We start from the raw sequence: 24,238 nt of genomic DNA on the forward strand, positions 1-24,238 counted from the left end.
CCCGCCCCGTCCCCTTCCCGCCGTACGCGGCTGACCCTCGCCCCTCGCCGGTGCCGCTTCCCGCCGTACGCGGCTTTCCGGCGACTCCTCTTCGGGGGCGCTTCCCGCCGTACGCGGCTCACTCGGGTGTCGTACGCCGGTCCGGTCGCCTCATGCCGCCCGGGCCTTCTGTTCCGGCAGGTGGTGGACGCAGGGGCGGGGGGATGGTGTGCGGCGGCGCAGGAAGCGAGGGGCGGCGAGGGTGACGAAGCCCTCTGCCTGCATCGCGGCGAAGCCGATGCGGGGGAGGTCGGCGGAGCGGCGGTAGACGACGAAGCGGGGTTCCCACCGGGGGCGGAACTTGGCGTTGAACTTGTACAGGGACTCGATCTGGAACCAGCGGGAGAGGAAGACGAGCAGGCCCCGCCATGCGCGCAGGACCGGACCCGCGCCGATCTTCTCGCCGCGTGCCAGTGCCGCGCGGAACATCGCGAAGTTCAGGGACATCCGCGCGATGCCGAGTTTCGGCGCGGCCTGGAGCGCGGCGACGATGAGGAGCTCGTTCATTCCGGGGTCGGCCGCCCGGTCGCGGCGCATGAGGTCCAGGGAGACACCGTCCGCGCCCCACGGCACGAAGTGGAGGACGGCCTTCAGGTCGCCGTACTCGCCCGGTTCGGGGTCCTGCTTGTGTGCCGTCGCTATCAGGCAGTCGCCGTCGGCCGGGTCGCCGACGCGGCCCAGGGCCATGGAGAAGCCGCGCTCGGTGTCGGTGCCGCGCCACGCGTCGGCGGCGCGGCGGACGCGGTCCAGTTCGGCGTCGGAGAGGTCAGCGACGCGCCGTACGCGAGTCTCGTAACCGGCACGCTCGATGCGCTTGACCATCTGGCGCACGTTGCGCATCGCGCGGCCGGCGAGGGAGAAATCCGCGACGTCCACCACCGCCTCGTCGCCGAGTTCGAGCGCGTCGAGTCCGGTCTCGCGGGTCCAGACCTCGCCGCCGGTCTCGGAGCAGCCCATGACGGCGGGCGTCCAGGAGTGGGCGCATGCCTCGTCCATGAAGCGTTCGATGGCGCCCGGCCAGGCCTCGACGTCGCCGATCGGGTCGCCGCTGGCCAGCATCACGCCGGAGACGACGCGGTAGGTGACGGCGGCCTTGCCGCTGGGGGAGAAGACGACGGCCTTGTCGCGGCGCAGCGCGAAGTGGCCGAGGGAGTCGCGGCCGCCGTGCCGGGCGAGCAGGGCGCGCAGGCGCGTCTCGTCGTCCTCGGTGAGGCGGGCCGCGGGGTGTTCGGGGCGGAAGGCCAGGTAGATGGTGGTGATGGCGGTCAGCAGGCCGAGGGCGCCCAGGGAGAAGGCCACCGTCCAGGACGTGTTGCCCCGGTAGTCGACCGGGCCCTCGACGCCGAACAGGCCGTAGAGGACGTGGGTGAGGCGGTCGGCCAGGCTCGGGTCGCCGAGCATGCGGTGCGGGTGGGCGTTGACGACGAGCAGGCCGAGCAGGACGGAACCGGCGCTCATGAGGACGAAGTTGGCCAGGGCCCGCCAGCGGCTGCGCGGGTCGGGCAGGGCGGCGAACTGGTCGCGGTGGCGCAGCAGCGGGGCGAGCAGTACCAGGGAGATCAGTACGCCGAGGAGGGAGTGGCGGTAGGTGAACTGGGCCACCGCGCCGAGGGGGAGCAGCGCCACGGCCGCTCGCCAGGCCCGGCGTTTGCGGCGCTTGAGGCCGTGCGCGAGCAGGAGGAGCAGGACGCCCGCGCTGAGGGAGAGGGCCGCGGCGAAGGGGCCGAAGGCGCCGGGCAGGACCTCGGCGAGGGCGTGCATGCGGCTGTGCCGGAAGCGGGGGAAGACGCCGGCGGTGATGTCCAGCAGGCCGACGAGCGCGCCGGCCCGGCCGACGAGGAGCGGTACGTTCTCCGGGCGGGGGCCGCGCGGTAGGCGACGTACGCGGTTGGGTCCTGCCGGAACCGCGCCCGACATTTCCTCATCTGTCCTGACAGACATCGCACCTGTAGTTCTGCGAGAGACCGTGGGTCCGGGCCCGTTTCGGGCATCCGGCGACATTGCGCTCTCTAGGACGGTGTCTTGGAGGGAGAGGTTCACTCCCCTCGACCGGAAAGCCCGAAGGGGGTCCGGACGGACGGTCCCTGAGGGCGGTTCCGGCGGGCGCCCGACGGACGCATGGAGAGTGCGGGCAGGTAGCAAGACATGGGTCTGACGAGCGACAAGGTGCTCGCGTTGGCGGTGGGGGCGGGCGTGCTGCTGTTCGCCGGCACGGTGTGGTGGTGGCCGCGGCTTGCCGGGCGGAGCGTGCGGGCCGTCCTCGGGCGGATGGGTCTGCTGTTCGCCACCCAGGTGGCGGTCTTCGCCGCGGTCGGACTGGTCGCCAACCAGTCCTTCGGGTTCTACGGCAGTTGGGCCGACCTGTTCGGCCGGGAGAACGGCCAGGGCGTCGTCGTCGACCACTCGGCGGGCACCGCCGGCGGGCCGCTGAGGGTCGTCGGCGACCGGCGGGTGACCCGGGCGAGCGGGGCCCGGCCCGACGTCTCGGGCCGGGTCGAGGAGATACGGATCGTCGGCCGTACGACGGGGATCGGGTCACCCGCGTACGTGTATCTGCCGCCGGAGTACTTCCAGGCGCGGCACCGTGCCCGTACGTTTCCCGCGACCGTCGTCCTGACGGGGTATCCGGGCACCGCCGAGGCGCTGGTGGACAAGCTCCGCTATCCGCGCACCGCGCTGGAACTGGCGAAGGCCGGACGGATGCGGCCGATGATCCTGGTCATGCTGCGTCCCACGGTGGCGCCGCCGCGGGACACGGAGTGCGTGGACGTGCCGGGCGGGCCGCAGACGGAGACGTTCTTCGCGAAGGACCTCCCCGAGGCGGTGAGCGGCCACTACCGGGTCGGCAAGGGGCCGCGGAGCTGGGGTGTCGTCGGCAACTCGACGGGTGGGTACTGCGCGCTGAAGCTCGCCATGCACCACCCGGAGGCGTACGCCGCCGGGGCGGGGCTGTCCCCGTACTACGACGCGCCGAGCGACCCCACCACGGGCGATCTCTTCCAGGGCGACAAGGAGCAGAAGAACCGGGCCAACCTGTGGTGGAGCCTCAAGAACCTGCCCGCGCCCGACACTTCTCTGCTCGTCACCAGCAGCAAGTCCGGTGAGACGAACTACAAGGACACGCTGAAGTTCATCGAGCGGGTGAAGGACAAGAAGCCGACGCGGGTCTCGTCGATCATCCTGGAAAGCGGCGGGCACAACTTCAATACGTGGCGGCGGGAGATTCCCGCGACGCTGCAGTGGCTGGACGAGCGGCTGGACGCAACGCAGAAATGATCTTGAAGTAATTCGTCCCGTACCGCAGATGTGGATTCCCGGAGCCGTGTGAACGCGTCGGAGACGGACGTGTTTTTACGGGGCGGGGCGCCAAGAATCGCCTACGCGCGGTAAGTTTCTGGCCATGCCACGTGGACGTCACCGCCATTCCCCGCCTTTGCACAGGCTGCTTCCTCCGTCGGCGATCGCAGGCGTCTCCGTCATCTGCGCCTTCGGCCCCTGGTTGGTCAGCGAGACCACGGTCCTGCGCGTACTGGCCGCCGCGGCCGCGGTGACGGCCGTCGTCGGCGCGGTCGTCATGCGGCACTGGGACGTCCAGGCGGGCCGGCAGGTGGCCGACCTCACGCGCGCGCGGGCGAGTGACGAGTGGCGCTTCGAGGAACGGGTCGCCGAACTGGAGTCCGACCTGGAGGAGTCGCGCGAGCTGCGGCAGAAGCTGGAGCACCGGCTGCGCGCCAAGCGCGCGGAGCTGGCGGGGCTGCGCAACGAGCACGCCTCCCTGCTGCGGCGCTACGCCACGGCGGAGACCGAGCGCGCCAGCGCGCTGGAGGGCCGCCGGCTGCTCGAGATAGAGGCCGCGCCGCAGGCGCCCGCCCTGCCCGCGGCCCGGTCCGCGCCTGCCCCCGCGCCCGCCCCGGAACCGGCGGCCGAGGAGACCCCTCCGGCCGGCGAGGAGCCGGGTGAGGAGAGCGGGAGCGCCGAAGAGGTTCCCGGCGCGTTCTCGCCCGAGGGGTCCCGGCTGTTCCTGCGCGCGAACGCGGCACTGGCCCGCCTTCAGGAGGACGCGTCGCCCGCCCCGGCCGGTGGCGACCGGGACGACACCCCGGCCGACTCCGACGGCGGTGACGACGACGGGGACGGCGGCGGCAAGGGCGGCGGCGAGAGCGCGGCGCCGGCCGAGGCCGCGCGGGAGGACGAGGCGCAGGGGCAGCCCGGGGCGGCCGACGGACACGAGCGCACCGCCGCCGCCTCCCCGACCCCGCAGTCCGACGAGCGGCCCGCGCAGCCCACCCGGCAGGCCGACGGGCACTTCACGGTGCCGACCGCGGTGGCCGTCGTACCGGCCGCCCCGGCGCGGCGTCCGATGGTCGAGGGCGGCTTCGACTTCTTCGGCACGAAGGCCCCCGACGACGCGGCGGACCCGTCCGACGCCGCCCTGGCGGACGTCCAGAACGAGGACCTCGCCGATGTCGTCGGCCAGGAGGCGCTCGCCCTGCACAAGGCGGAGGCCGAGGCCGCCTTCAAGCCGGCCGGCGAGGAGTCCCGGGGCGTGAGCCAGGTGATCGACCTGACGGCCCACGACGAGACCGAGCAGATCGACGTGCAGGGGCTGCGCAGCGCGGTCTCCTGACCGCGGCGGAGCGGTCCTCGGGGCGGTCCCCGGGGCGGTTGTCGGCGCGGTCAGGCCATCCAGCGGTCCGGCGGCGCGTCCCGGCGTCCGGTCCTGGACCGTTCGGCCTGGCCGCGCAGCAGCTCCGCCGCCTCGTCCGCGTCCCGCAGCCGCGCGGTCACGGTCTTGTTCGCCCCCGTGTCCACCCGTACGTCGGCCAGCCGCAGGGCACGCCGCCAGGGGCCCTGCGTCCGGCGGACGCTCTGGACCTTGGCGTGCGGCACGAGGGCCAGGGTGCGGCGCAGCAGTCCGTACCGGGCGGCGAAGACCGCGTCGGTGACCGCGAGCCCGTACCCGCGCCACCACAGCGGCCTGCACCGCGCCGCGCGGCGCGGCGGGCGGGACAGCTCGGGATCCGCCGGGACGGTCACCCCGGGCAGCACGCGCGCGACGACCGACTCGGCGATCTCCCGCGGGGCGACCGGCAGCAGTACGGAGTTCGACGACCCGGCGACGTCCAGCTCCACCCGCACCCAGCGGCGGCGCCGCCACAGCAGGGGCTCCACGAGGCGCACGGTCTGCACCCGGCCCGGCGGCACCGTCTCGTGGGCGCGGTCCAGCAGGCCGTGGTCGATGCGGAGTCCGTCGGGGGACTCGGCCACCGTCCAGTCGTACTCGGCGACGAACCGGCCCGCGCTGCTCGCACCCGCGGCGCCCACCAGCGGCAGGGCGGTCGCCAGCACCGTCCACAGGTTGTGGGTGGCCAGCCACAGCAGCGTCGGCACGACGGCGGCGGCGAGCAGGGTGCCCCAGGTCGCGCCGGTCAGCAGGAGGGAGACGGCGAGGACGCCCGGCGGCACCCGCAGCAGTTGCCGGGCGGGGGCCTCGCCGACCTCGTGCGCGGTCTCGGGCGCGAAACCGGCCGCGCGCGCGAGCAGCTCCGCCCGCAGCGCACGCGCCTCGTCGGCGCCCAGGAAGGCCAGCTCGTCCTTCTTGCCGGTGCCTATGACGTCGAGTTTCAGCTTGGCGACCCCCGCGACCCGGGCCAGCAGGGGCTGGGTGACGTCGATGGCCTGGATGCGTTCGAGGCGGATGTGCGCGGTGCGCCTGAACAGCAGTCCGGTACGGATGCGCAGCTCGGTGTCGGTCACCGCGAAGTGGGTGAACCACCAGGTCAGGAAGCCGTAGAGGGCGGCCGCGGGGATCAGGACGGCGAGGCCGATCAGCAGGTGGGTCGTGGTCAGCCGCGTCAGCTGGCGCTGGGCCTGGTCCGGATCGTGCACCGCCCAGCCGACGAGCACGGCGACCGGCGCCCACGCCCGCCGCAGGGGCGTGACGGGGTGCAGACGCCGCTCGGCGACCGCGCCGGCGGGAGGGGACGCGTGGGTGCCGGGGGCGGTGTCGGGGGCGCTGTCGGTGGCGGGCCCCGTGGCGGGGGTGCCGGCCGGGGGCCGCTCGCGTCGCCGCCCGTCGCCGTCCCCGGTGCACCGTCGGTACCGGCGCCGGTGGTGCCGCGGCCGGTCTCCGTGGCGCCGGGCGTGGTGTCCGTCGTACGGGCGGTCTCCGTGGCGCCGGGGGCGGTGTCCGTCGTGCGGGCGGTCGGGTCCGTGGTGCGGTGCGGGGGGCCGGACGTGGCCTGCCCGGGCTCGGGCCTCCTCGGGGTGCCGTTCCCGGGGGCGTCCGTCCGGTCCGTCGGCCCGGTCACGCCGCCCGCACGGTCCGTCGTACCGCCGTCGGTGGTGTCCCACCCGGCGCCGGGCCCGGTCACAGCCCCGCCGATCGGGCCTCGCCCAGCTCGGTGAGGCGGTCGCGGAGGCGTTCCGCCTCGGCCGGGTCGAGACCGGGGATGGTCGCGTCGGTCGCGGCGGCGGCCGTGTGCAGCTGCACGCTGGCCAGGCCGAAGTGCCGTTCGACCGGTCCGGAGGTCACCTCGACCAGTTGCATGCGCCCGTACGGGACGACGGTCTCCTCCCGCCACAGCACGCCCCGGCTGATCAGCAGGTCGTCGGCGCGCTCGGCGTACCGCCAGGAGCACCAGTTGCGCTCCAGCATCACCCAGCCCCAGGCGAGCAGAACCAGCGGCGGCACGGCCAGGGCGGACCAGACGGGGTCGAGGAACAGCGCGGGCAGCAGGGCCGCGGCGAGCGTCAGCAGGCCCAGCCACACCACCAGCAACAGCCGCCGCATGCGCAGCAGCCCCGGTGGCAGACCGCTCCACACCGGCTCGTCCCGCGCCGGATCCGCCGCCCCCGCCGTGCCCGTGTCGTCAGGGCTCCCCGTCTCCATGGGGCCAGCGTACGTAGGGGAGACTGTGTCCATGACTCCTACGACGGAGACCACGGTCGGTGTCGGCGGTGCGGCGGAGAGCACCGACATGGTGCTCAACATCGGTCCCCAGCACCCGTCCACCCACGGCGTGCTGCGGCTCAGGCTGGTCCTGGACGGCGAGCGCATCATGAGCGCGGAGCCGGTGATCGGCTACATGCACCGCGGCGCGGAGAAGCTGTTCGAGGCCCGTGACTACCGTCAGATCATCATGCTCGCCAACCGTCACGACTGGCTGTCGGCGTTCTCCAACGAGCTGGGTGTCGTCCTCGCCGTCGAGCGGATGCTCGGCATGGAGGTCCCCACGCGCGCGGTGTGGACGCGCACGCTCCTCGCCGAGCTGAACCGGGTGCTCAACCACCTGATGTTCCTCGGGTCGTACCCGCTGGAACTGGGCGGCATCACCCCGGTCTTCTACGCCTTCCGGGAGCGGGAGGTCCTCCAGAACGTGATGGAGGAGGTCTCCGGCGGGCGCATGCACTACATGTTCAACCGCGTCGGCGGCCTCAAGGAGGACCTCCCCGCGGGCTGGACCACGCGCGCGCGTGCCGCCGTCGCGGCCGTGCGCTCGCGCATGGACGTCTTCGACGACCTGGTGCTCGGCAACGAGATCTTCCGGGGACGTACGCGGGGCGTCGGCGCCCTGTCCGCCGAGGCCGTGCACGCCTACGGCGTCAGCGGGCCCATCGCCCGCGCCTCCGGAGTCGACTTCGACCTGCGCCGCGACGAGCCCTACCTCGCCTACGGCGAACTCCGGGACACCCTCAGGGTCGTCACCCGCACCGAGGGCGACTGCCTGGCCCGCTTCGAGTGCCTGCTGGAGCAGACGCACAACGCCCTCGACCTCGCCGACGCCTGCCTGGACCGCCTGGTCGAGCTGGCGCCCGGGCCGGTCAACCAGCGGCTCCCGAAGGTGCTGAAGGCGCCCGAGGGCCACACGTACGCCTGGACCGAGAACCCGCTCGGCATCAACGGCTACTACCTGGTCAGCAAGGGCGAGAAGACCCCGTACCGGCTGAAGCTGCGCTCGGCGTCGTACAACAACATCCAGGCGCTGGCGGAGCTGCTGCCCGGGACGCTGGTCGCGGACATGGTGGCGATCCTGGGGTCACTGTTCTTCGTGGTCGGGGACATCGACAAGTAGCGCGGCGGGGTCGAGGGGCCCCACCGGCTGGAGCAGCCACACGAAGTCGCCCAGGCCGCCCGGCGCGGTCAGCTCCGCGGCCTGCGAGGCACGCGCGAGTGCGCGCACGTACGCCGCCGGGTCGGTGGAGGCCAGCGAGAGCGGAGGACGGGCGCCCGTGACGCCCAGGGCGCGCAGGACCTCGTGCTGGGGGCGCATGAGCGCGTCCGTGGGCGCGCACGCCGGAGCGCACCTCGCGGCGTGGGCCTGCGCACACGCGTCCAGGGCGACATGCGCGGTGATGTCGCACGACCCGTCGGGCACCGGCCGGATCTCGCGCCCCTCCCGGAAGCCGGTGAGCGTCCCGAAGGGCGGGCGGGTGGCCAGGGTGTGCGCGTAGTCGACGGCCACCGCGAGCCCGCCCCTGCCACCTCCGGCGCCGCGCCTGCCTGCTTCCGTGTCGCCTCTGTCGCCTGCGGTGTCGCGCCTGTCGGCTTCTGCGCTGTTCCTGCCGCCTGCGGTGTCGCGCCTGCCGGCTCCAGTGTCGCGCCTGTCGGCTTCCGCGCTGCCTCTGCCTGCCTCCGCGCCGCTCCTGCCTGCCTCCGCGCTGCCTCTGCCGCCTCCTGGGCCGTCCCTGCCTGCCTCCGCGTCGCCTCTGCCGCCTTCCGTGCTGCCCCCGCGGGCTTCCGTGGCGCCTCCGCCGCCCAGCGTCGACACGGCGGAGGCCCAGGCCGTGTCGCGGGGGAGTCCGATCTCCGCCCGCAGCCCTTCCTCGCCGGGCAGCGGCCACCACCGGGCCAGCCACTCGGCCTCCGCCCCGGCCACCGGCTCCCCGAGCCGCTCGGTCCCGTCGTCCCGGACGAGCACCCGGCGGGCCACGCCCGCGGAGTCCACCTCCGCCACGTCCACCGGTACGTTGTCCAGCCACTCGTTGGCGAACAGCAGGCCGGTGACGCCGTCGGGCGGCTCGGGGAGCCACCGGACCCGCGGGTCCAGCCCGGCGGGGCGGTCGGCGACCTCGACGGCGTACGCGCGCGTGCGGGCGGCCACGTCGGCGGGCAGGGCCGCCAGCACCCCGGTGACCAGTTCGCCCCGTCCGGCCGCCATGTCCACGAAGTCCAGCGTCCCGGGCCGCCCCAGCGCCTCGTCGACCCGGCACAGCAGCCGCGCCACGGCCCCGGCGAACAGCGGCGACGCGTGCACGGACGTCCGGAAGTGCCCGGCCGGTCCCTCGGGAGCCGCGCGGTAGAACCCGCCCGGCCCGTACAGGGCCTCCCGGGTGGCCTCCCGCCAGCCGCGCCACGTCCCATGTGCCTCCGGCGCCTCTTCGGCCCCTGCCGTCCCTGGTGTCACAGGCCCAGGCTAGGGGCACAGGAGAGCGGAGCCTCCACCTTGCGGAGTAGGCGTGGGGGACGCGGATCGGCCCTCCGGTTGACCCCTGCACCTATTCCGCTTCCCTACGCTGGGTCACGTGCAGCGCCTCTACGATTTCCTCCGCAGACACCCGACCGGGGTCGACTCCTTCTGGGCCCTCGTCGTGCTCGGGATTTCCGTGGTCTCCGCGGCGAACCCGGGGACGCGGGCCGACGGGACGGACAATCTGGCGCTCATCCTCCCCGTCGTGGTGCTGCTCGGCGTCGTGATGGCGCTGCGCCAGCGGATGCCGGAGCGGATGCTGCTGCTCGCCGTCGCGCTCGGCGTGGCGCAACTGGCCTTCGACGTCTCGACGATGCCCGCCGACTTCGCCTTCCTGGTGATCATCTACACCGTGGCGGCGACCGGTGCCCGCTGGGCGTCCCGGACGGCCCTGGCCGCGGGCCTGTGCGCGGCGCCCCTCGCCCAGCTGCGCTGGTCCGACAGCGAACTGAGCATGGGGACCACCATCGCCGTGACGGTCTTCCAGGCGGTCCCCTTCGTCCTCGCCTGGGTGCTCGGCGACTCCGTCCGCACCCGCCGCGCCTACTTCGCGCAGCTGGAGGAGCGCGCGACCCGGCTGGAGAAGGAGCGCGAGGCCCAGGCCAAGGTCGCCGTCGCCGCCGAGCGCGCCCGCATCGCGCGCGAGCTGCACGACGTCGTCGCGCACAACGTCTCCGTCATGGTGGTGCAGGCCGACGGCGCCGCCTACGTCCTGGACGCGGCCCCCGACCAGGCGAAGAAGGCCCTGGAGACCATCTCCTCCACCGGCCGCCAGGCGCTCGCGGAGATGCGCCGTCTGCTGGGCGTGCTGCGTACCGGCGAGCACAAGGAGGCCGGCGAGTACGTTCCGCAGCCCGACGTCCAGCAGATCGAGGACCTGGTCGAGCAGTGCCGCACCTCCGGGCTGCCCGTCGACTTCAAGGTCGAGGGCACCCCCAGGCAACTGCCCAGCGGCGTGGAGCTGACCGCGTACCGCATCGTGCAGGAGGCGCTCACCAACACCCGCAAGCACGGCGGCGAGAACGCGGGCGCCAGCGTGCGCCTGGTCTACTTCGACGACGGGCTCGGGCTGCTCATCGAGGACGACGGCAAGGGCGCCCCGCACGAGCTGTACGAGGAGGGCGGCTTCGACGGCCAGGGCCACGGCCTGATCGGCATGCGCGAGCGGATCGGCATGGTCGGCGGAACCCTGGACGCGGGCCCGCGTCCGGGCGGAGGATTCCGCATCAGTGCGCTGCTGCCGCTGAAACCGGCACACTGACAATGCCTCCCGTACGCGCGTGCCGCGTTGACACCTGTAAGGAAGAAGAGGACCCGATGGCGATCCGCGTAATGCTCGTCGACGACCAGGTGCTGCTGCGCACCGGGTTCCGGATGGTGCTGGCGGCCCAGCCGGACATGGAGGTCGTCGCGGAGGCGGGCGACGGCGTAGAGGCGCTCCAGGTGCTGCGCGCGACCGCCGTGGACGTCGTCCTGATGGACGTCCGCATGCCCAAGCTCGACGGGGTGGAGACCACCAGCCGGATCTGCGTGGATCCGGACGCGCCGAAGGTGCTGATCCTGACCACGTTCGACCTCGACGAGTACGCGTTCTCGGCGCTGAAGGCGGGCGCCTCCGGCTTCATGCTCAAGGACGTGCCGCCCGGCGAACTGCTCGCCGCGATCCGCTCCGTGCACAGCGGCGACGCCGTGGTCGCCCCCTCCACCACCCGGCGGCTCCTGGACCGGTTCGCGCCGATGCTGCCGGCCACCGGTCAGGAACCCCGGCAGAAGGAGTTGCAGCGGCTCACCGAGCGGGAGCGCGAGGTGATGGGCCTGGTGGCGCAGGGCCTGTCCAACGGGGAGATCGCGGCGCGGCTCGTGCTGTCCGAGGCGACCGTGAAGACGCACGTGGGCCGCATCCTGACCAAGCTGGGCCTGCGCGACCGCGTTCAGGTGGTGGTCCTGGCCTACGAGACCGGGCTGGTGCGGGCCGGCGGCGCACACGGCTGACGGGCCCGGGCGGAGACGCCGCGTCGGTGGCCGGCCGCGCTAGCGCAGGATCCCCTCCAGGAAGTCGCTGCCGAGCCGGGCCACCACCGTGACGTCCAGCTGGTGCAGGACGTACCGGCCGCGCCGGCGGGTGGTGATCAGGCCCGCCTTCTTCAGCACGCCCAGGTGCCGGGATATCTCGGGAGCCGTCATGTCGTGCACCTGCGCCAGCTCGCCCGTGGTGTACGCGCTGCGGGCCAGATACCGGCAGATCCGCATCCGGACGGGGTGGGAGAGCGCGTTCATCCGCATCGTGAGCTGCTCCACCGAGGGCGGCGGCGCCGGCTCGGGGAGCCGGCCGGGTAGTGCAGTACCGGCTGCCAGCCGTGCCGGTGCAGGACCATCAGGTGCGGCCGGCCCAGGCTGGTCGGCACCAGCAGCAGGCCGCCGTCCGCCGTCGTCGAACGGCCGTCGCCCAGCTTGTCGACGGTGATCCGGGCGGCGTCCTCGTCCAGCGTCAGCGCCGGGGACACGGCGGCCAGCGCCTCCGCGAGGCCCTTGTGCCGCAGCAGGTCCGTCTTGTGGCGGGCGTCCGCCGCGAGCTGGTGGCGCAGCCGGGACCAGGTCTCGGCGAAGAACGCCTCGTCGCAGTCCTGGGCGAACTGCCGCAGCCAGCCCCTGATCGGCGGCGGGTCGGCCAGCAGCCGCTCGCTGAACCGCAGCTGCTGGGGTCCCCGCGCGGCGGCCAGGTCCAGCGCGCGGCGGCGCACCTCGGGGTCGTCGAGCGCCGAGACCCCGCCGGTGCTGTACGGCAGCGCGCAGGTGAACTCCAGGGCCGCGTCCACGAACTGCTCGTCGGACAGCTTGTCGAGCAGGTCCAGGTCGTCGGCGAGGGTGGCGCCGGGCAGGGTGCTGCGGTCCGGCACGCCCGCGAACGGCATGAACAGGTCCGAGAACGTCGTCCGCCACAGGAAGTCGGCCTCGCACATCCGGTCGGCCAGATGCGAGTCCAGCCGGGCGGTCACGCCCGTCGCCCAGCCCTGCAGCCCCGGGTGGTGCCCCGGCTCGGACAGCGCGTGCAGCGCCATGCCCAGCTCGGCCAGGGGCGAGGGCACGACGGCGATCCTCTCCGGCCGCAGCCCCGTGATGTCGATCCGCACGCTCATGCCCCCATGGTGCACGCCGCCACTGACAACGCCGCCGCCGATTGACCGCCGCCGCTCATCGGCGCGACCACGCGGCGCCGACCGACGCGGCCGCGACCGCGCGGCGCGGCGGCGGAACTCTCGACACCGGCCCCGCCCGTCAGCTCGGCGGGCCCGCGCCGCCGACGCCCGGGACCCACGACCGGCAGGCCGTGCGGGAGCGGTCGACCGGCAGGCCGCGCGGGAAGCGGTCGACGGGCAGGCCGTGTGCGAGCGGCACGGCCGCCACCGGTTCGAGCCCGTGCCCGCCCCCCGCCCGGCACACGGTCGCGTACCGCGGGCCCCGCGCCCCTGGTGGTGGTCCCTGCGGCCGTGCTCCCCCGCCGACCGGGGTCCCGCGCGCGGCGGGCGTGGGTTCAGACCTCCAGCCGCGGCGGGCGTGGCTTCAGACCTCCAGCCGGGACACGAAGTCGGCCACGGCCGACCGCACGTCGTCGGCCGTCCACTCCAGGCCCGCCGCCTCCACACCGACCTCGGTGACGGCGATCCCCGGGCCGCCCGCGTCCCAGGGCCGGGAGAAGAGCATCGTCCCGGTCTCCTCGCCCTGACGGAGCGCGGCCTCGCCCGCGGCGTCGGTGTCGCAGGGCAGCCAGACCTGGAACTCGTGGGTGTGCGGCACCTCGGGATGCACCCGCGCCCACGGCAGCCCGGACGCCGCGAAGCCCTCGCGCAGTGCGGCGGCCACCACGCGCGCGTGGGCCACGTACGCGGGCAGCCGGGGCAGCTCGCGCTCCAGACCGGCCAGTGCCGACAGCGCCGTGGGGAACTGCTGGAACAGCTGGCCGCCGTACCGGTGCCGCCAGGCCTTCGCCTCCTCGACCAGCTCCCGGGGGCCGGCCAGGGCGGCACCGCCGTAGCCCTTGAGGGACTTGTAGAACGAGACGTACACGCTGTCCGCCAGGCCCGCGATCTCGGTCAGGGGCCGGCCGAAGTGCGTGGTGCACTCCCACAGCCGGGCCCCGTCGAAGTGCACCACCGCGTCGCGTTCCCGGGCGGCCTCCACGACCTCGGTGAGCTCATCCCAGGTGGGCAGCGTGTAACCGGCCTCCCTGAGCGGCAGTTCCAGCATCAGCGCGCCGAACGGCTCCTCGAAACCGCGCACCTCCTCGGCGGTCGGCGGCCGGGGCGCGTCGGTCAGCCGTACCGGGCGCAGTCCGCTGACCCGGCTGAAGGCGTCGCGCTCGTGCACCTCCGGATGGGCGAGGCCGTGCAGGGCGACGACCGGATTGCCGGTACGGCCGGCCCAGCAGCGCAGGGCCACCTGCTGGGCCATGGTGCCGGTCGGGAAGAAGGCGGCGGCCTCCGTGCCGAGCAGGGCGGCGGTCCTGTCCTCCAGCGCCTCCACGATCCCGTTGCCGTACATGTCGGACGGTTCGTCGAGGTCGTACAGCTCCTCGGCCCCGTCCAGCAGGGCGACGCGCTCCCGCAGGGTCGTGATGAAACCCGGGCGGGCGAGCAGTCGCCGCGCACCGCGATGGACGGCCACGCGTCGCTCACGCAGCCGCTTGCGCCGCTGCTCCTCCGAGTCCCCCTGCTCCTCCGAGCCCGCCTGCTCCTCCGCCTCCGGCCGCTCCGCCCGCTCCTCCGGTTCCGTTCGTCCCGCCGTGCCGTTCCGTTCCGCCGCATCGCTCATGCCCGGATCATCCCGCGCCGGGCGGCTGCGGGGCACCTGGATTCCCCACCGCCGCACGCGCGCGGGGTGTGTGCTCCGGCGGTGCGCGGAAACCCACAGCCTGTGGACAACCGGACGCCGCCCGGACCGATCGCGTTAACATGACGAGAAATCGTCCGGTACCCCGAGCGGACTGGAACGGGAAGGCCGCCGTCGCGTGAACACAACCCCACAGCCAGACCCCAAGGACCGCCCCGCGCGGCTCACCGTAGGCGTCGTCGGCGCCGGACGGGTGGGCCCCGCGCTGGCCGCGTCCCTGCAACTCGCCGGGCACCGCCCGGTGGCCGTCTCCGGGGTCTCCGAAGCCTCCAGGAGGCGTGCCGCCGACCTGCTCCCCGACGTGCCGCTCATGACACCCGCCGAGGTCCTCCGGCACGCCGAGCTGGTCCTGCTGACGGTCCCCGACGACGCCCTGCCCGGCCTGGTGACCGGACTCGCCGAGACCGGTGCGGTGCGCCCCGGCCAACTGCTGGTGCACACCTCCGGGCGGTACGGCGCGAGGGTCCTGGACCCGGCCCTGCGCGCCGGCGCCCTGCCGCTGGCCCTGCACCCGGCGATGACCTTCACCGGCACCCCGGTGGACGTCCAGCGACTGGCCGGCTGCTCGTTCGGCGTCACCGCGCCCGAGGAGCTGCGGCTGGCCGCCGAGGCCCTGGTCATCGAGATGGGCGGCGAGCCGGAGTGGATCGCCGAGGACATGCGTCCGCTGTACCACGCGGCGCTCGCGCTGGGCTCCAACCACCTGATCACCCTGGTCGCGCAGTCCATGGAGCTGCTGCGCACGGCAGGCGTGACGGCCCCCGACCGGATGCTCGGCCCGCTCCTCGGCGCCTCCCTCGACAACGCCCTGCGCTCCGGCGACGCGGCCCTCACCGGCCCCGTCGCGCGCGGGGACGCGGGCACGGTCGCCGCGCACATCGTGGAGCTGCGCGCCCACGCCCCCCAGGCCCTCGCCGGCTACCTGGCGATGGCCCGCGCGACCGCCGACCGCGCACTGGACCACGGGCTGCTGAAGGCCTCACTCGCCGAGGACCTGCTCGGCGTACTCGCCGACGGAACCCAGCGCACCCACGGAGCCCCCGGCCCCGAACGCCCCGAACGCCCCGAACGCCCCGAGGGCCCGGACGGCACCGACGGCACCGACGGCACCGAGGGAGACGCCCGATGACCACCGCCCCGCCCGCCCTCCTGCGCACCGCCGGCGAACTGCACGCGCGCGTGCGCCACGGCCGCCGCGCCGTCGTGATGACCATGGGCGCCCTGCACGACGGCCACGCCACCCTGATCCGCACGGCGCGCGACCTCGCCGGACCGGACGGCGAGGTCGTCGTCACCGTCTTCGTGAACCCGCTCCAGTTCGGCGCCGGCGAGGACCTCGACCGCTACCCGCGCACCCTCGACGCCGACCTGGAGATCGCCGGCCGGGCGGGCGCCGACGCCGTCTTCGCGCCCTCCGCCGACGAGGTCTACCCGGGCGGCGAACCCCAGGTGCGCATCACCGCCGGTCCCATGGGCGAACGCCTGGAGGGCGCCTCCCGCCCCGGCCACTTCGACGGCATGCTCACCGTCGTCGCCAAGCTGCTCCACCTGACCCGCCCCGACCTCGCCCTGTACGGCCAGAAGGACGCCCAGCAGCTCGCGCTGATCCGCCGCATGGTCCGCGACCTGAACTTCGGCGTCGAGATCATCGGGGTCCCCACCGTGCGCGAGGAGGACGGCCTGGCCCTGTCCAGCCGCAACCGCTACCTCTCGACGGCGGAACGCCGCACCGCCCTCGCCCTCTCCCAGGCGCTCTTCGCCGGGCTGGACCGGCACGCGGCCCAGGAGGCGCTGTGCGCGCGGGCCCGCGAAGTGCCTGCCACCCGGGCCCGTGCCGAGGCGCTGGGCGCCCTGGGCGAGTCCCGCGCGGCGGCCGACGCCCACGCCGTCGCCACCTCCGCCCCCGGCGTGGCCACCGCGGTCCGGGCCGCCGCCCGCCTGGTCCTGGACGACGCCGCCCGCGCCACCCCGCCGCTGGAGCTGGACTACCTCGCCCTGGTCGACCCGTCCGACTTCACCGAGATCGGCGACGACCACACCGGGGAGGCGGTGCTCGCCGTCGCCGCCCGGGTCGGCGCGACCCGGCTGATCGACAACGTCCACCTCACCTTCGGAACCCGCGGAGCCGCCTCGTGACCAGCACAGGCATACGACTGCACGCCCCCGCACCCGGCTGGGCCCTCACCGCGGACGTGGTCGTCGTCGGCTCCGGCGTCGCGGGCCTCACCGCGGCCCTGCGCTGCGAGGCCGCCGGGCTGCGCACGGTCGTCGTCACCAAGGCCCGCCTCGACGACGGCTCCACCCGCTGGGCCCAGGGCGGCATCGCCGCGGCCCTCGGCGAGGGCGACACCCCCGAGCAGCACCTGGACGACACCCTGGTCGCCGGTGTCGGCCTGTGCGACGAGGAAGCGGTCCGCACCCTGGTCACCGAGGGCCCCGACGCCGTACGCCGCCTCATCGCGACCGGCGCGCACTTCGACGAGTCCACCGCGGGCGGCCTGGCGCTCACCCGCGAGGGCGGCCACCACCGCAGCCGCATCGCCCACGCGGGCGGCGACGCCACGGGCGCGGAGATCTCCCGCGCCCTGGTCGAGGCGGTACGCGCGCGTGGCCTCCGCACGGTCGAGAACGCCCTGGTCCTGGACCTCCTCACGGACGCCGAGGGCCGCACCGCGGGCGTCACCCTGCACGTCATGGGCGAGGGCCAGCACGACGGCGTGGGAGCGGTCCACGCCCCCGCGGTGGTCCTGGCGACCGGCGGCATGGGCCAGGTCTTCTCCGCCACGACCAACCCCTCCGTCTCCACGGGCGACGGCGTGGCCCTGGCCCTGCGCGCGGGCGCCGAGGCGAGCGACCTCGAATTCGTCCAGTTCCACCCCACGGTCCTCTTCCTGGGCGCGGACGCCGAGGGCCAGCAGCCCCTGGTCTCCGAGGCGGTACGCGGCGAGGGCGCCCACCTGGTGGACGCGGACGGCGTGCGCTTCATGCTCGGGCAGCACGAACTCGCGGAACTCGCCCCCCGCGACATCGTCGCCAAGGCCATCACGCGCCGCATGCAGGAGCAGGGCGCCGAGCACATGTACCTGGACGCCCGCCACTTCGGCGCCGACATGTGGGAGCGCCGCTTCCCCACGATCCTCGCCGCCTGCCGCGCCCACGGCATCGACCCGGTCACCGAGCCGATCCCCGTCGCCCCGGCCGCCCACTACGCCTCCGGCGGCGTCCGCACCGATCCGCACGGCCGTACGACGGTCCCGGGCCTGTACGCGTGCGGCGAGGTCGCCTGCACCGGCGTGCACGGCGCCAACCGCCTGGCGTCCAACTCCCTCCTGGAGGGCCTGGTCTACGCCGAACGCATCGCGGCCGACGTCGCGGCGGGCCACACCGCGGGCACCCTCCACGCGCGCGTGCCCGCCCCTCTCCCGCACCCGCCGAACCCGGAGCACCCCCTCCTCCCGCCCGAGGCCCGCCGCAGCATCCAGCGGATCATGACCGAGGGTGCCGGAGTGCTGCGCTCGGCCGCCTCCCTCACCCGCGCGGCGGACCGGCTGCACGCCCTCCACACCGAGGCCCGCGAGGCCCTGCACGAGAACGGCAAGACCTCCGAGCCGGGCGTCGACACCTGGGAGGCCACCAACCTCCTGTGCGTGGCCCGCGTCCTGGTCGCCGCGGCGGCACGGCGCGAGGAGACCCGCGGCTGCCACTGGCGCGAGGACCACGCCGACCGCGACGACACGGTGTGGCGCCGCCACCTCGTCGTACGCCTGAACCCGGACCGTTCCCTCGCCGTGCACACCACGGACACGTCAGAATTCCCCCCGACCGTCCACGGCGCCCAGCCGACGCACCGTCCCCAGGAGCAGTGACAGCAGTGAACCCCTCCGACCCCACCGAACTCCCCCTCGCCTCCGGCGGAGGCTGCGGCGACGGCTGCGCCTGCGGCGCGGACAGCGAAGAAGAGACCTACATGGAGTGCGGCCTCGACCCCGCCCTCGCCGCCCTCCTGCTGGACTCCGGACTCGACCCCGTCGAGGTCGAGGACATCGCGAACGTCGCCATCCAGGAGGACCTGGCGGGCGGCGTGGACGTGACGACCGTCGCGACCATCCCCGAGGACGCCGTGGCCACGGCCGACTTCACCGCGCGCGAGGCGGGCGTCGTGGCCGGCCTCCGGGTCGCCGAGGCGGTGCTGTCCATCGTCTGCACGGACGAGTTCGAGGTGGAGCGCCACGTAGAGGACGGCGACCGCGTCCAGGAGGGCCAGAAGCTCCTCTCCGTCACCACCCGCACCCGCGACATCCTGACCGCCGAGCGCAGCGCCCTGAACCTCCTGTGCCGCATGTCGGGCATCGCGACGGCCACGCGCGCGTGGGCGGACGTCCTGGACGGCACGAAGACCAAGGTCCGCGACACCCGCAAGACGACACCGGGGCTGCGCGGCCTGGAGAAGTTCGCGGTCCGCTGCGGCAGCGGCGTCAACCACCGCATGTCCCTCTCGGACGCGGCCCTGGTCAAAGACAACCACGTGGTCGCCGCGGGCGGCGTAGCCGAGGCCTTCAACGCCGTACGCGAACGCTTCCCGGACCTGCCCATCGAGGTCGAGGTCGACACCCTGCACCAACTGCGCGAGGTCGTGGACGCGGGCGCCGACCTGATCCTGCTGGACAACTTCACCCCCGACGAGTGCGAGGAGGCGGTGGCCCTGGTCGCCGGCCGGGCCGCCCTGGAGGCCTCGGGCCGCCTCACCCTCGCCAACGCCAAGGCGTACGCCGACACGGGCGTCGACTACCTGGCCGTGGGCGCCCTCACCCACAGCTCCCCGATCCTGGACATCGGCCTGGACCTGCGAGCGGCGGAGTAGAACCCATGCTGCTGACGATCGACGTAGGCAACACGCACACCGTCCTGGGCCTCTTCGACGGCGAGGACATCGTCGAGCACTGGCGCATCTCCACGGACCCGCGCCGCACGGCCGACGAACTGGCGGTACTCCTCCAGGGCCTGATGGGCATGCACCCGCTCCTCGGCGAGGAACTGGGCGACGGCATCGACGGCATCGCCATCTGCGCGACGGTCCCCTCGGTCCTCCACGAACTCCGCGAGGTCACCCGCCGCTACTACGGCGACGTCCCCGCGGTCCTCGTCGAACCGGGCGTCAAGACGGGCGTCCCGATCCTCACCGACCACCCCAAGGAGGTCGGCGCCGACCGCATCATCAACGCGGTCGCCGCGGTCGAGCTGTACGGCGGTCCGGCGATCGTCGTGGACTTCGGCACGGCGACGACGTTCGACGCGGTCAGCGCGCGCGGGGAGTACATCGGCGGCGTCATCGCCCCCGGCATCGAGATCTCGGTCGACGCACTCGGCGTCAAGGGCGCCCAGCTCCGCAAGATCGAGGTGGCCCGCCCCCGCAGCGTGATCGGCAAGAACACGGTCGAGGCGATGCAGTCCGGCATCGTGTACGGCTTCGCCGGCCAGGTCGACGGCGTCGTCAACCGCATGGCCCGCGAACTGGCCGACGACCCGGACGACGTCACGGTCATCGCGACGGGCGGACTGGCGCCGATGGTGCTGGGCGAGTCCTCGGTCATCGACGAGCACGAACCGTGGCTGACACTGATGGGCCTGCGGCTGGTGTACGAGCGCAACGTGTCCCGCATGTAGGCGCTCCAGCCCCCCGAACCAGCGACGGGAGAGCCGCGTACGGCGGGAAGCGCCCCCGAAGAGGAGTCGCCGGAAAGCCGCGTACGGCGGGAAGCGGCACCGAGGGGTGTGCGTCGGTCAGCCGCGTACGGCGCGAGGCGGCACCGGAGAGGGGCGAGGGTCAGCCGCGTACGGCGGGAAGGGGACGGGTCGGGGGGTGTCCGCCCGCAGCGGTTGGCGCGTCAACGCCACCCGCTTCTGTGGCCGACCGATTCCGCGCCGTTCCGAGGACGGACACCCCCGTCCCGGCCCCGACCCCCCACCGGCCGCACCGCGCTACCGCACCCCCACCGAACCCGCACAGGCGCCGCAGGCACCACCCGCACCCCCACCACCCGCACCCCCACCACCCGCACCCCCACCACCCGCACCCCCACCACCCGCACCCCCACCACCCGCACCCCCACCACCCGCACCCCCACCACCCGCACCCCCACCACCCGCACCCCCACCACCCGCACCCCCACCACCCGCACCCCCACCACCCGCACCCCCACCACCCGCACCCCCACCACCCGCACCCCCACCACCCGCACCCCCACCACCCGCACCCCCACCACCCGCACCCCCACCACCCGCACCCCCACCACCCGCACCCCCACCACCCGCACAGCCGCCGCAGGCCCCCGCATCCGAGTGGCCCCCACGCCACACCCATGCCCCCTATGCCGAGTTTGTCTGATTAGCGCGTATCGTCGCCGCATGCCCACGCCCTACGGATCCCGCGGCGGCATGGCGTTCGGTGCTCAGGAGCTGCGCGTGCTCCGGCGAGCCCTCGCCCTCGCCCTGAACCCCAGCCCCGTCTCGGCGGAGGAGGCCCAGGACTGCCTTCGCCTCGCAGACTCGCTCGACGAGGCGATGCGGGAGAGCGCCCGGCTGCGCGCCTTCCTGGTGGCCGACCTCGCCCGGTACCGAGCCGCCCTCCCCGGCACCGCCACCGGCTACCTCGCGCTCCTGGACGAGGCACTGGGCGCGGGCCACCGCCCCGGCGCGGACGACCTCGCCGCCCTGGGTGCCCTGCGCGGCAACCCCGCCGCGGCCGCCCTGCTGACCCGCTGCGGCCCCGCGACGCCCAGGACGCTCACGACGTCCACCACCGCCACGGTCACGCTCCCCGCCGCACGCACCCGCCTCCACGCCCTCCCCGGCGGCCGGCAGTCCGACAAGGAGCCCGCGCGCAAGCCCGCCCAGAAGCCGGCCCCCAGCCCGCCCCGGCCGCGCCCAAGCGCCCCGTCCCCACCCCCGGCGAGGTCTTCCCCCGCCGCAAGCCCGCCCCGCCGGCCCCGCCCGCCCCGGGCACCGGGCACCACCTCGCCGCCGGCTGACGGCGCCTGGCTACCCTGGTCCCATGGACTACGTCTCCGCGCTCCTGCCCCCGGTCGTCATGGCCGTGTTCTTCATCGGTGTGATCAGGGTGATCGTGAAGACCCAGGGCGGCGCCAACAAGGCCAAGGAGGACGCGGTCGTCGACGCCGCCCTCGCCCGCGCCGAGGGCGCCCGGCAGTCGGCCCCGCACACCAAGGCCTGACGCACAACGCCTGACGCACAACGCCTGACGCACAGCGCCTGGCCGCACGACCCCGCGTACGGCTCCCCTCCCAAGGAGCCGTACGCCCCTTTTGTGCCCGTTTGCCAGCAGAACCGCACGTCCGGCACGCGATCGCCCGGATCTCCCACTATCGTTCGAAGCGTGCCTCGCCCCTTGGGAGAACTCGAAGACGCGGTCATGACGAGGGTGTGGAAGTGGAACCGCCCCATGACCGTTCGAGAAGTCCTGGAAGACCTGCAACAGGAACGGTCCATCGCGTACACCACCGTGATGACCGTTTTGGACAATCTCCATCAGAAGGGCTGGGTGCGCCGCGAAGCGGAAGGCCGGGCCTATCGATATGAGGCGGTCTCCACCCGCGCCGCCTACGCGGCCGCCCTCATGAACGACGCCTGGTCCCAGAGCGACAACCCCACGGCCGCCCTCATCGCCTTCTTCGGCATGATGAGCGAGGAACAGCGCCAGGCACTCGGAGACGCCATCCGTATCGTGCGGGGGCCGGAAACCCCCGCGCCGGGCCCCGGCGCGGTACCGGACGGCGGGGAGCGATAGCGTCCCCACATGTCAAATGCCATCAGCGTCCGGCGGGCCCGCACCAGGGATGTCCCGGACGTACGCCGGCTCCTCGACACGTACGTCCGTGACCGCATCCTGCTCGACAAAGCGATGGTGACGCTTTACGAGAGCATCCAGGAGTTCTGGGTCGCGGAACGGGAGGACAACGCCGAGGTCGTCGGCTGCGGCGCCCTGCACGTGATGTGGGAAGACCTCGCGGAAGTGCGGACTCTCGCGGTGAAGCCCGGCCAGAAGGGCGCGGGCGTCGGCCATCAGTTGCTGGAGAAGTTGCTGGACACGGCACGCGCGCTCGGCGTTCGCCGCGTTTTCTGTCTGACCTTCGAAGTCGACTTCTTCGGCAAGCACGGCTTCGTCGAGATCGGGGAGACACCGGTCGACGCCGATGTCTACGCGGAGCTGCTGCGTTCCTATGACGAGGGTGTCGCCGAGTTCCTGGGCCTCGAACGAGTGAAACCGAACACCTTGGGCAACAGCCGGATGCTTCTGCATCTGTGATCCGCGGGCAGCGGTAGGCATCCGCAGACCTTCGCGGCCCTTCGCCAGGTTTATTCCACCGAAGCACCCGCCGCGGGTTCCCTATGTCCGAAACGCGCATGTTTCCGGCCCGGAGAGGGGCTACCGGTCTCCACCGGGGGTTTGTGTTTTTCCGGCAAAAGCGGTTTGCTTTCCGGCGTAGTGCAGTACTGCATATAACAAGGGACGGCGATACGGCGGACGCCGGCGGACCTCCGGCCCTCAAGATATCGATGAAAGGAAATCCGGTGGCACAGAAGGTTCAGGTCCTTCTTGTCGATGACCTCGACGGCGGCGAGGCAGACGAGACCGTGACGTTCGCACTGGACGGCAAGACCTACGAGATCGATCTCACCACCGCCAACGCGGACAAGCTCCGCGGTCTTCTCGATCCGTACCTGAAGGGTGGCCGTCGTACCGGAGGCCGTGCCTCGGGCGGACGCGGAAAGGCCCGCGCCGCTTCCGGTGGCAGCCAGGACACCGCGGCGATCCGCGCCTGGGCGAAGGAGAACGGTTACGAGGTCAACGACCGCGGCCGTGTTCCCGCGAAGGTCCGCGAAGCGTACGAGCAGGCCAACGGCTGATCACCCGATCCGCGTCACCGGCCGCGCCGGAGACGAGCCGGACTCGGTGGCACTGCGTGGCGAGCGTGTGGACCAGCCGTGCGAGATCGGGGACGGCCCCGGTCGTCCCGAGGGCCGACAGCGCCGGAAGCGAGGACTCGACCTCGCACCCGGGCTCCGGGGGGCGCAGCCAGACGGCGGCCCCCCGCAGGCCGTCGCGGTCCGGGGGACGCGGCGGCAGGCCGGTCGAGCCGGGCTCCGGGGCGAGGGGCGCGTCCATGAGACCGCCCGCTCCGACCGCCGTCAGGTCGAGCGCCAGCGAACCCCACTCCAGCCACTCCAGCAGCCCCGGCAGTTCCTCCGCGCCGCCCGCCGCCACGAGCAGCAGCATCCGCTCTCCTCGAACGGCCACCGGAAACCCCGGCCCCGCTGCGACCGACGCGACCGACCCGGACGACGCGGGCCCCTGGGGCCGCCGGGACTCCCGGCCCCGCCCGGAGTCCCGGCCCCGCTGCGACCGCGCACTCCGCCGGAGCCGTTCCAGCGTCGCGTGCCCGGCCTCGGCCGGGACGTCCAGGACGTCGAAACGGACGCCCGCGCGCAGCCGTACCGGCTCACCGGGCCCGGGGGCCGTCGGCCAGCCGAGCACGCTCTCGTACCACCCCCGCACCCGCTCCCACTCCGGGCCGCCGTTCGCGGGGGCCCGCCGGGGCAGCGGCACGGCAGGGGGCGCGGGAGCGACAGGCGCCGCGGGAGCGACGGGGACCGGGGGCGGGGCGCCAACCATGCCAAGCGCAACGGTCGGAAAGGCGTCCGGGTTACGCTGGGTACGGCAGTGACTGCGCAGAGTGCTGGGAAGCGCCGGGCGGAGGGGGCGTGCGGGGGTGCGGGGTGGCGCAAGGTTGTTCGCCCGTAGCGGAGGGAACCGGTGCGCGCGG

Annotated in this window: 21 protein-coding genes and 2 pseudogenes; 15 read left to right on the forward strand and 8 right to left on the reverse strand. The window is 73.9% G+C overall.

The genetic code is table 11. The annotated features are described in order from the left end of the window. Positions 1-150: 150 nt before the first annotated feature. Complete coding sequence (locus BJ961_RS01955; RefSeq protein ID WP_271319583.1) at positions 151-1,956, reverse strand: phosphatidylglycerol lysyltransferase domain-containing protein; 1,806 nt, start codon at positions 1,954-1,956, stop codon at positions 151-153. Positions 1,957-2,184: 228 nt separating this feature from the next. Here BJ961_RS01955 and BJ961_RS01960 point away from each other — a divergent pair, with 228 nt between their 5' ends. Both BJ961_RS01960 and BJ961_RS01965 read left to right on the forward strand, forming a co-directional pair. After that, positions 2,185-3,315 (forward strand): alpha/beta hydrolase, encoded by a 1,131-nt coding sequence (locus tag BJ961_RS01960; protein WP_271319584.1) that lies wholly within the window; start codon positions 2,185-2,187, stop codon positions 3,313-3,315. Positions 3,316-3,439: 124 nt separating this feature from the next. Then, positions 3,440-4,666, forward strand: a complete 1,227-nt coding sequence (locus BJ961_RS01965; RefSeq protein ID WP_271319585.1) for a hypothetical protein — start codon at positions 3,440-3,442, stop codon at positions 4,664-4,666. Between the two features lie 50 nt (positions 4,667-4,716). On the opposite strand, the gene BJ961_RS01970 is transcribed toward BJ961_RS01965, so the two are convergent. Beyond that, a complete protein-coding gene (locus BJ961_RS01970) occupies positions 4,717-5,991 on the reverse strand; it encodes a PH domain-containing protein (RefSeq protein WP_271416941.1) in 1,275 nt (424 codons plus the stop codon). Between the two features lie 418 nt (positions 5,992-6,409). Beyond that, positions 6,410-6,931, reverse strand: coding sequence for a PH domain-containing protein (locus BJ961_RS01975; RefSeq protein WP_271319586.1), 522 nt, complete (start codon positions 6,929-6,931; stop codon positions 6,410-6,412). Positions 6,932-6,962: 31 nt separating this feature from the next. Between BJ961_RS01975 and BJ961_RS01980 the strand changes: the two genes are divergently transcribed. Next, positions 6,963-8,114, forward strand: a complete 1,152-nt coding sequence (locus BJ961_RS01980) for an NADH-quinone oxidoreductase subunit D (RefSeq protein WP_271319587.1) — start codon at positions 6,963-6,965, stop codon at positions 8,112-8,114. On the opposite strand, the gene BJ961_RS01985 is transcribed toward BJ961_RS01980, so the two are convergent. After that, positions 8,079-9,446, reverse strand: coding sequence for an SAM-dependent methyltransferase (locus tag BJ961_RS01985; protein ID WP_271319588.1), 1,368 nt, complete (start codon positions 9,444-9,446; stop codon positions 8,079-8,081). The genes BJ961_RS01980 and BJ961_RS01985 overlap by 36 nt on opposite strands. 118 nt (positions 9,447-9,564) lie before the next feature. On the opposite strand from BJ961_RS01985, the gene BJ961_RS01990 reads away from it, so the two are divergent. Both BJ961_RS01990 and BJ961_RS01995 read left to right on the forward strand, forming a co-directional pair. After that, positions 9,565-10,770: a sensor histidine kinase gene (locus tag BJ961_RS01990; RefSeq protein WP_271319589.1), complete on the forward strand. Its 1,206-nt coding sequence runs from the start codon at positions 9,565-9,567 to the stop codon at positions 10,768-10,770. Positions 10,771-10,826: 56 nt separating this feature from the next. Beyond that, complete coding sequence (locus BJ961_RS01995) at positions 10,827-11,501, forward strand: response regulator (protein ID WP_271319590.1); 675 nt, start codon at positions 10,827-10,829, stop codon at positions 11,499-11,501. Between the two features lie 39 nt (positions 11,502-11,540). On the opposite strand, the pseudogene BJ961_RS02000 reads toward BJ961_RS01995, so the two are convergent. Next, positions 11,541-12,646, reverse strand: a pseudogene (locus BJ961_RS02000) (DUF5937 family protein). A gap of 424 nt (positions 12,647-13,070) precedes the next feature. After that, positions 13,071-14,318: a threonine aldolase family protein gene (locus tag BJ961_RS02005; RefSeq protein ID WP_271319591.1), complete on the reverse strand. Its 1,248-nt coding sequence runs from the start codon at positions 14,316-14,318 to the stop codon at positions 13,071-13,073. 196 nt (positions 14,319-14,514) lie between these two features. Here BJ961_RS02005 and BJ961_RS02010 point away from each other — a divergent pair, with 196 nt between their 5' ends. From BJ961_RS02010 to BJ961_RS02030, 5 genes are read left to right on the forward strand one after another with little or no spacing between them, the layout of a single operon-like run. Beyond that, a complete protein-coding gene (locus tag BJ961_RS02010) occupies positions 14,515-15,525 on the forward strand; it encodes a Rossmann-like and DUF2520 domain-containing protein (protein WP_271319592.1) in 1,011 nt (336 codons plus the stop codon). Continuing rightward, the gene (gene panC / locus BJ961_RS02015) at positions 15,522-16,532 is read left to right on the forward strand and encodes a pantoate--beta-alanine ligase (RefSeq protein WP_271319593.1); all 1,011 of its coding nucleotides are present in this window, start codon (positions 15,522-15,524) and stop codon (positions 16,530-16,532) included. The genes BJ961_RS02010 and panC overlap by 4 nt, the downstream gene beginning before the upstream one ends. Beyond that, entirely contained in the window at positions 16,529-18,262 is a 1,734-nt protein-coding gene (locus BJ961_RS02020; protein WP_271319594.1) for an L-aspartate oxidase, read from the forward strand. Before panC ends, BJ961_RS02020 begins: the two co-directional genes overlap by 4 nt. 5 nt (positions 18,263-18,267) lie before the next feature. Continuing rightward, positions 18,268-19,257 (forward strand): carboxylating nicotinate-nucleotide diphosphorylase, encoded by a 990-nt coding sequence (gene nadC / locus BJ961_RS02025; RefSeq protein WP_271416942.1) that lies wholly within the window; start codon positions 18,268-18,270, stop codon positions 19,255-19,257. 5 nt (positions 19,258-19,262) lie between these two features. After that, a complete protein-coding gene (locus tag BJ961_RS02030) occupies positions 19,263-20,060 on the forward strand; it encodes a type III pantothenate kinase (RefSeq protein ID WP_271319595.1) in 798 nt (265 codons plus the stop codon). Between the two features lie 221 nt (positions 20,061-20,281). Here the strand turns inward: BJ961_RS02030 and BJ961_RS02035 are convergent, their stop codons facing one another. After that, a complete protein-coding gene (locus tag BJ961_RS02035) occupies positions 20,282-20,731 on the reverse strand; it encodes a hypothetical protein (RefSeq protein ID WP_271319596.1) in 450 nt (149 codons plus the stop codon). A 70-nt stretch (positions 20,732-20,801) separates the two neighbouring features. On the opposite strand from BJ961_RS02035, the pseudogene BJ961_RS02040 reads away from it, so the two are divergent. From BJ961_RS02040 to BJ961_RS02060, 5 genes and pseudogenes are all read left to right on the forward strand, one after another. After that, positions 20,802-21,424 (forward strand): annotated as a pseudogene (locus tag BJ961_RS02040) (hypothetical protein). 23 nt (positions 21,425-21,447) lie between these two features. Continuing rightward, complete coding sequence (locus BJ961_RS02045; protein WP_271319597.1) at positions 21,448-21,627, forward strand: hypothetical protein; 180 nt, start codon at positions 21,448-21,450, stop codon at positions 21,625-21,627. A gap of 174 nt (positions 21,628-21,801) precedes the next feature. Further along, on the forward strand, positions 21,802-22,200 hold the full coding sequence (locus BJ961_RS02050; protein ID WP_271416943.1) for a BlaI/MecI/CopY family transcriptional regulator: 399 nt from the start codon (positions 21,802-21,804) through the stop codon (positions 22,198-22,200). 9 nt (positions 22,201-22,209) lie between these two features. Next, the gene (locus tag BJ961_RS02055) at positions 22,210-22,719 is read left to right on the forward strand and encodes an amino-acid N-acetyltransferase (protein ID WP_271319598.1); all 510 of its coding nucleotides are present in this window, start codon (positions 22,210-22,212) and stop codon (positions 22,717-22,719) included. A gap of 266 nt (positions 22,720-22,985) precedes the next feature. After that, positions 22,986-23,321 (forward strand): histone-like nucleoid-structuring protein Lsr2, encoded by a 336-nt coding sequence (locus BJ961_RS02060; RefSeq protein WP_271319599.1) that lies wholly within the window; start codon positions 22,986-22,988, stop codon positions 23,319-23,321. Here BJ961_RS02060 and BJ961_RS02065 read toward each other — a convergent pair. Further along, entirely contained in the window at positions 23,260-24,087 is an 828-nt protein-coding gene (locus tag BJ961_RS02065) for an SCO3374 family protein (RefSeq protein ID WP_271319600.1), read from the reverse strand. The two genes, BJ961_RS02060 and BJ961_RS02065, sit on opposite strands and share 62 nt — an antisense overlap. Positions 24,088-24,238 lie beyond the last annotated feature (151 nt).

Origin of the sequence: Streptomyces lienomycini (assembly GCF_027947595.1) — a bacterium.
GTDB lineage: Bacteria > Actinomycetota > Actinomycetes > Streptomycetales > Streptomycetaceae > Streptomyces > Streptomyces lienomycini.

Coding starts and splice junctions, on each gene's coding strand:
- BJ961_RS01955 (WP_271319583.1), bottom strand. CDS start 1,956: ATGTCGGGCGCGGTTCCGGCAGGACCCAACCGCGTACGTCGCCTACCG.
- BJ961_RS01960 (WP_271319584.1), top strand. CDS start 2,185: ATGGGTCTGACGAGCGACAAGGTGCTCGCGTTGGCGGTGGGGGCGGGC.
- BJ961_RS01965 (WP_271319585.1), top strand. CDS start 3,440: ATGCCACGTGGACGTCACCGCCATTCCCCGCCTTTGCACAGGCTGCTT.
- BJ961_RS01975 (WP_271319586.1), bottom strand. CDS start 6,931: ATGGAGACGGGGAGCCCTGACGACACGGGCACGGCGGGGGCGGCGGAT.
- BJ961_RS01980 (WP_271319587.1), top strand. CDS start 6,963: ATGACTCCTACGACGGAGACCACGGTCGGTGTCGGCGGTGCGGCGGAG.
- BJ961_RS01995 (WP_271319590.1), top strand. CDS start 10,827: ATGGCGATCCGCGTAATGCTCGTCGACGACCAGGTGCTGCTGCGCACC.
- BJ961_RS02005 (WP_271319591.1), bottom strand. CDS start 14,318: ATGAGCGATGCGGCGGAACGGAACGGCACGGCGGGACGAACGGAACCG.
- panC (WP_271319593.1), top strand. CDS start 15,522: ATGACCACCGCCCCGCCCGCCCTCCTGCGCACCGCCGGCGAACTGCAC.
- BJ961_RS02030 (WP_271319595.1), top strand. CDS start 19,263: ATGCTGCTGACGATCGACGTAGGCAACACGCACACCGTCCTGGGCCTC.
- BJ961_RS02035 (WP_271319596.1), bottom strand. CDS start 20,731: ATGCGGGGGCCTGCGGCGGCTGTGCGGGTGGTGGGGGTGCGGGTGGTG.
- BJ961_RS02045 (WP_271319597.1), top strand. CDS start 21,448: ATGGACTACGTCTCCGCGCTCCTGCCCCCGGTCGTCATGGCCGTGTTC.
- BJ961_RS02055 (WP_271319598.1), top strand. CDS start 22,210: ATGTCAAATGCCATCAGCGTCCGGCGGGCCCGCACCAGGGATGTCCCG.
- BJ961_RS02065 (WP_271319600.1), bottom strand. CDS start 24,087: ATGGTTGGCGCCCCGCCCCCGGTCCCCGTCGCTCCCGCGGCGCCTGTC.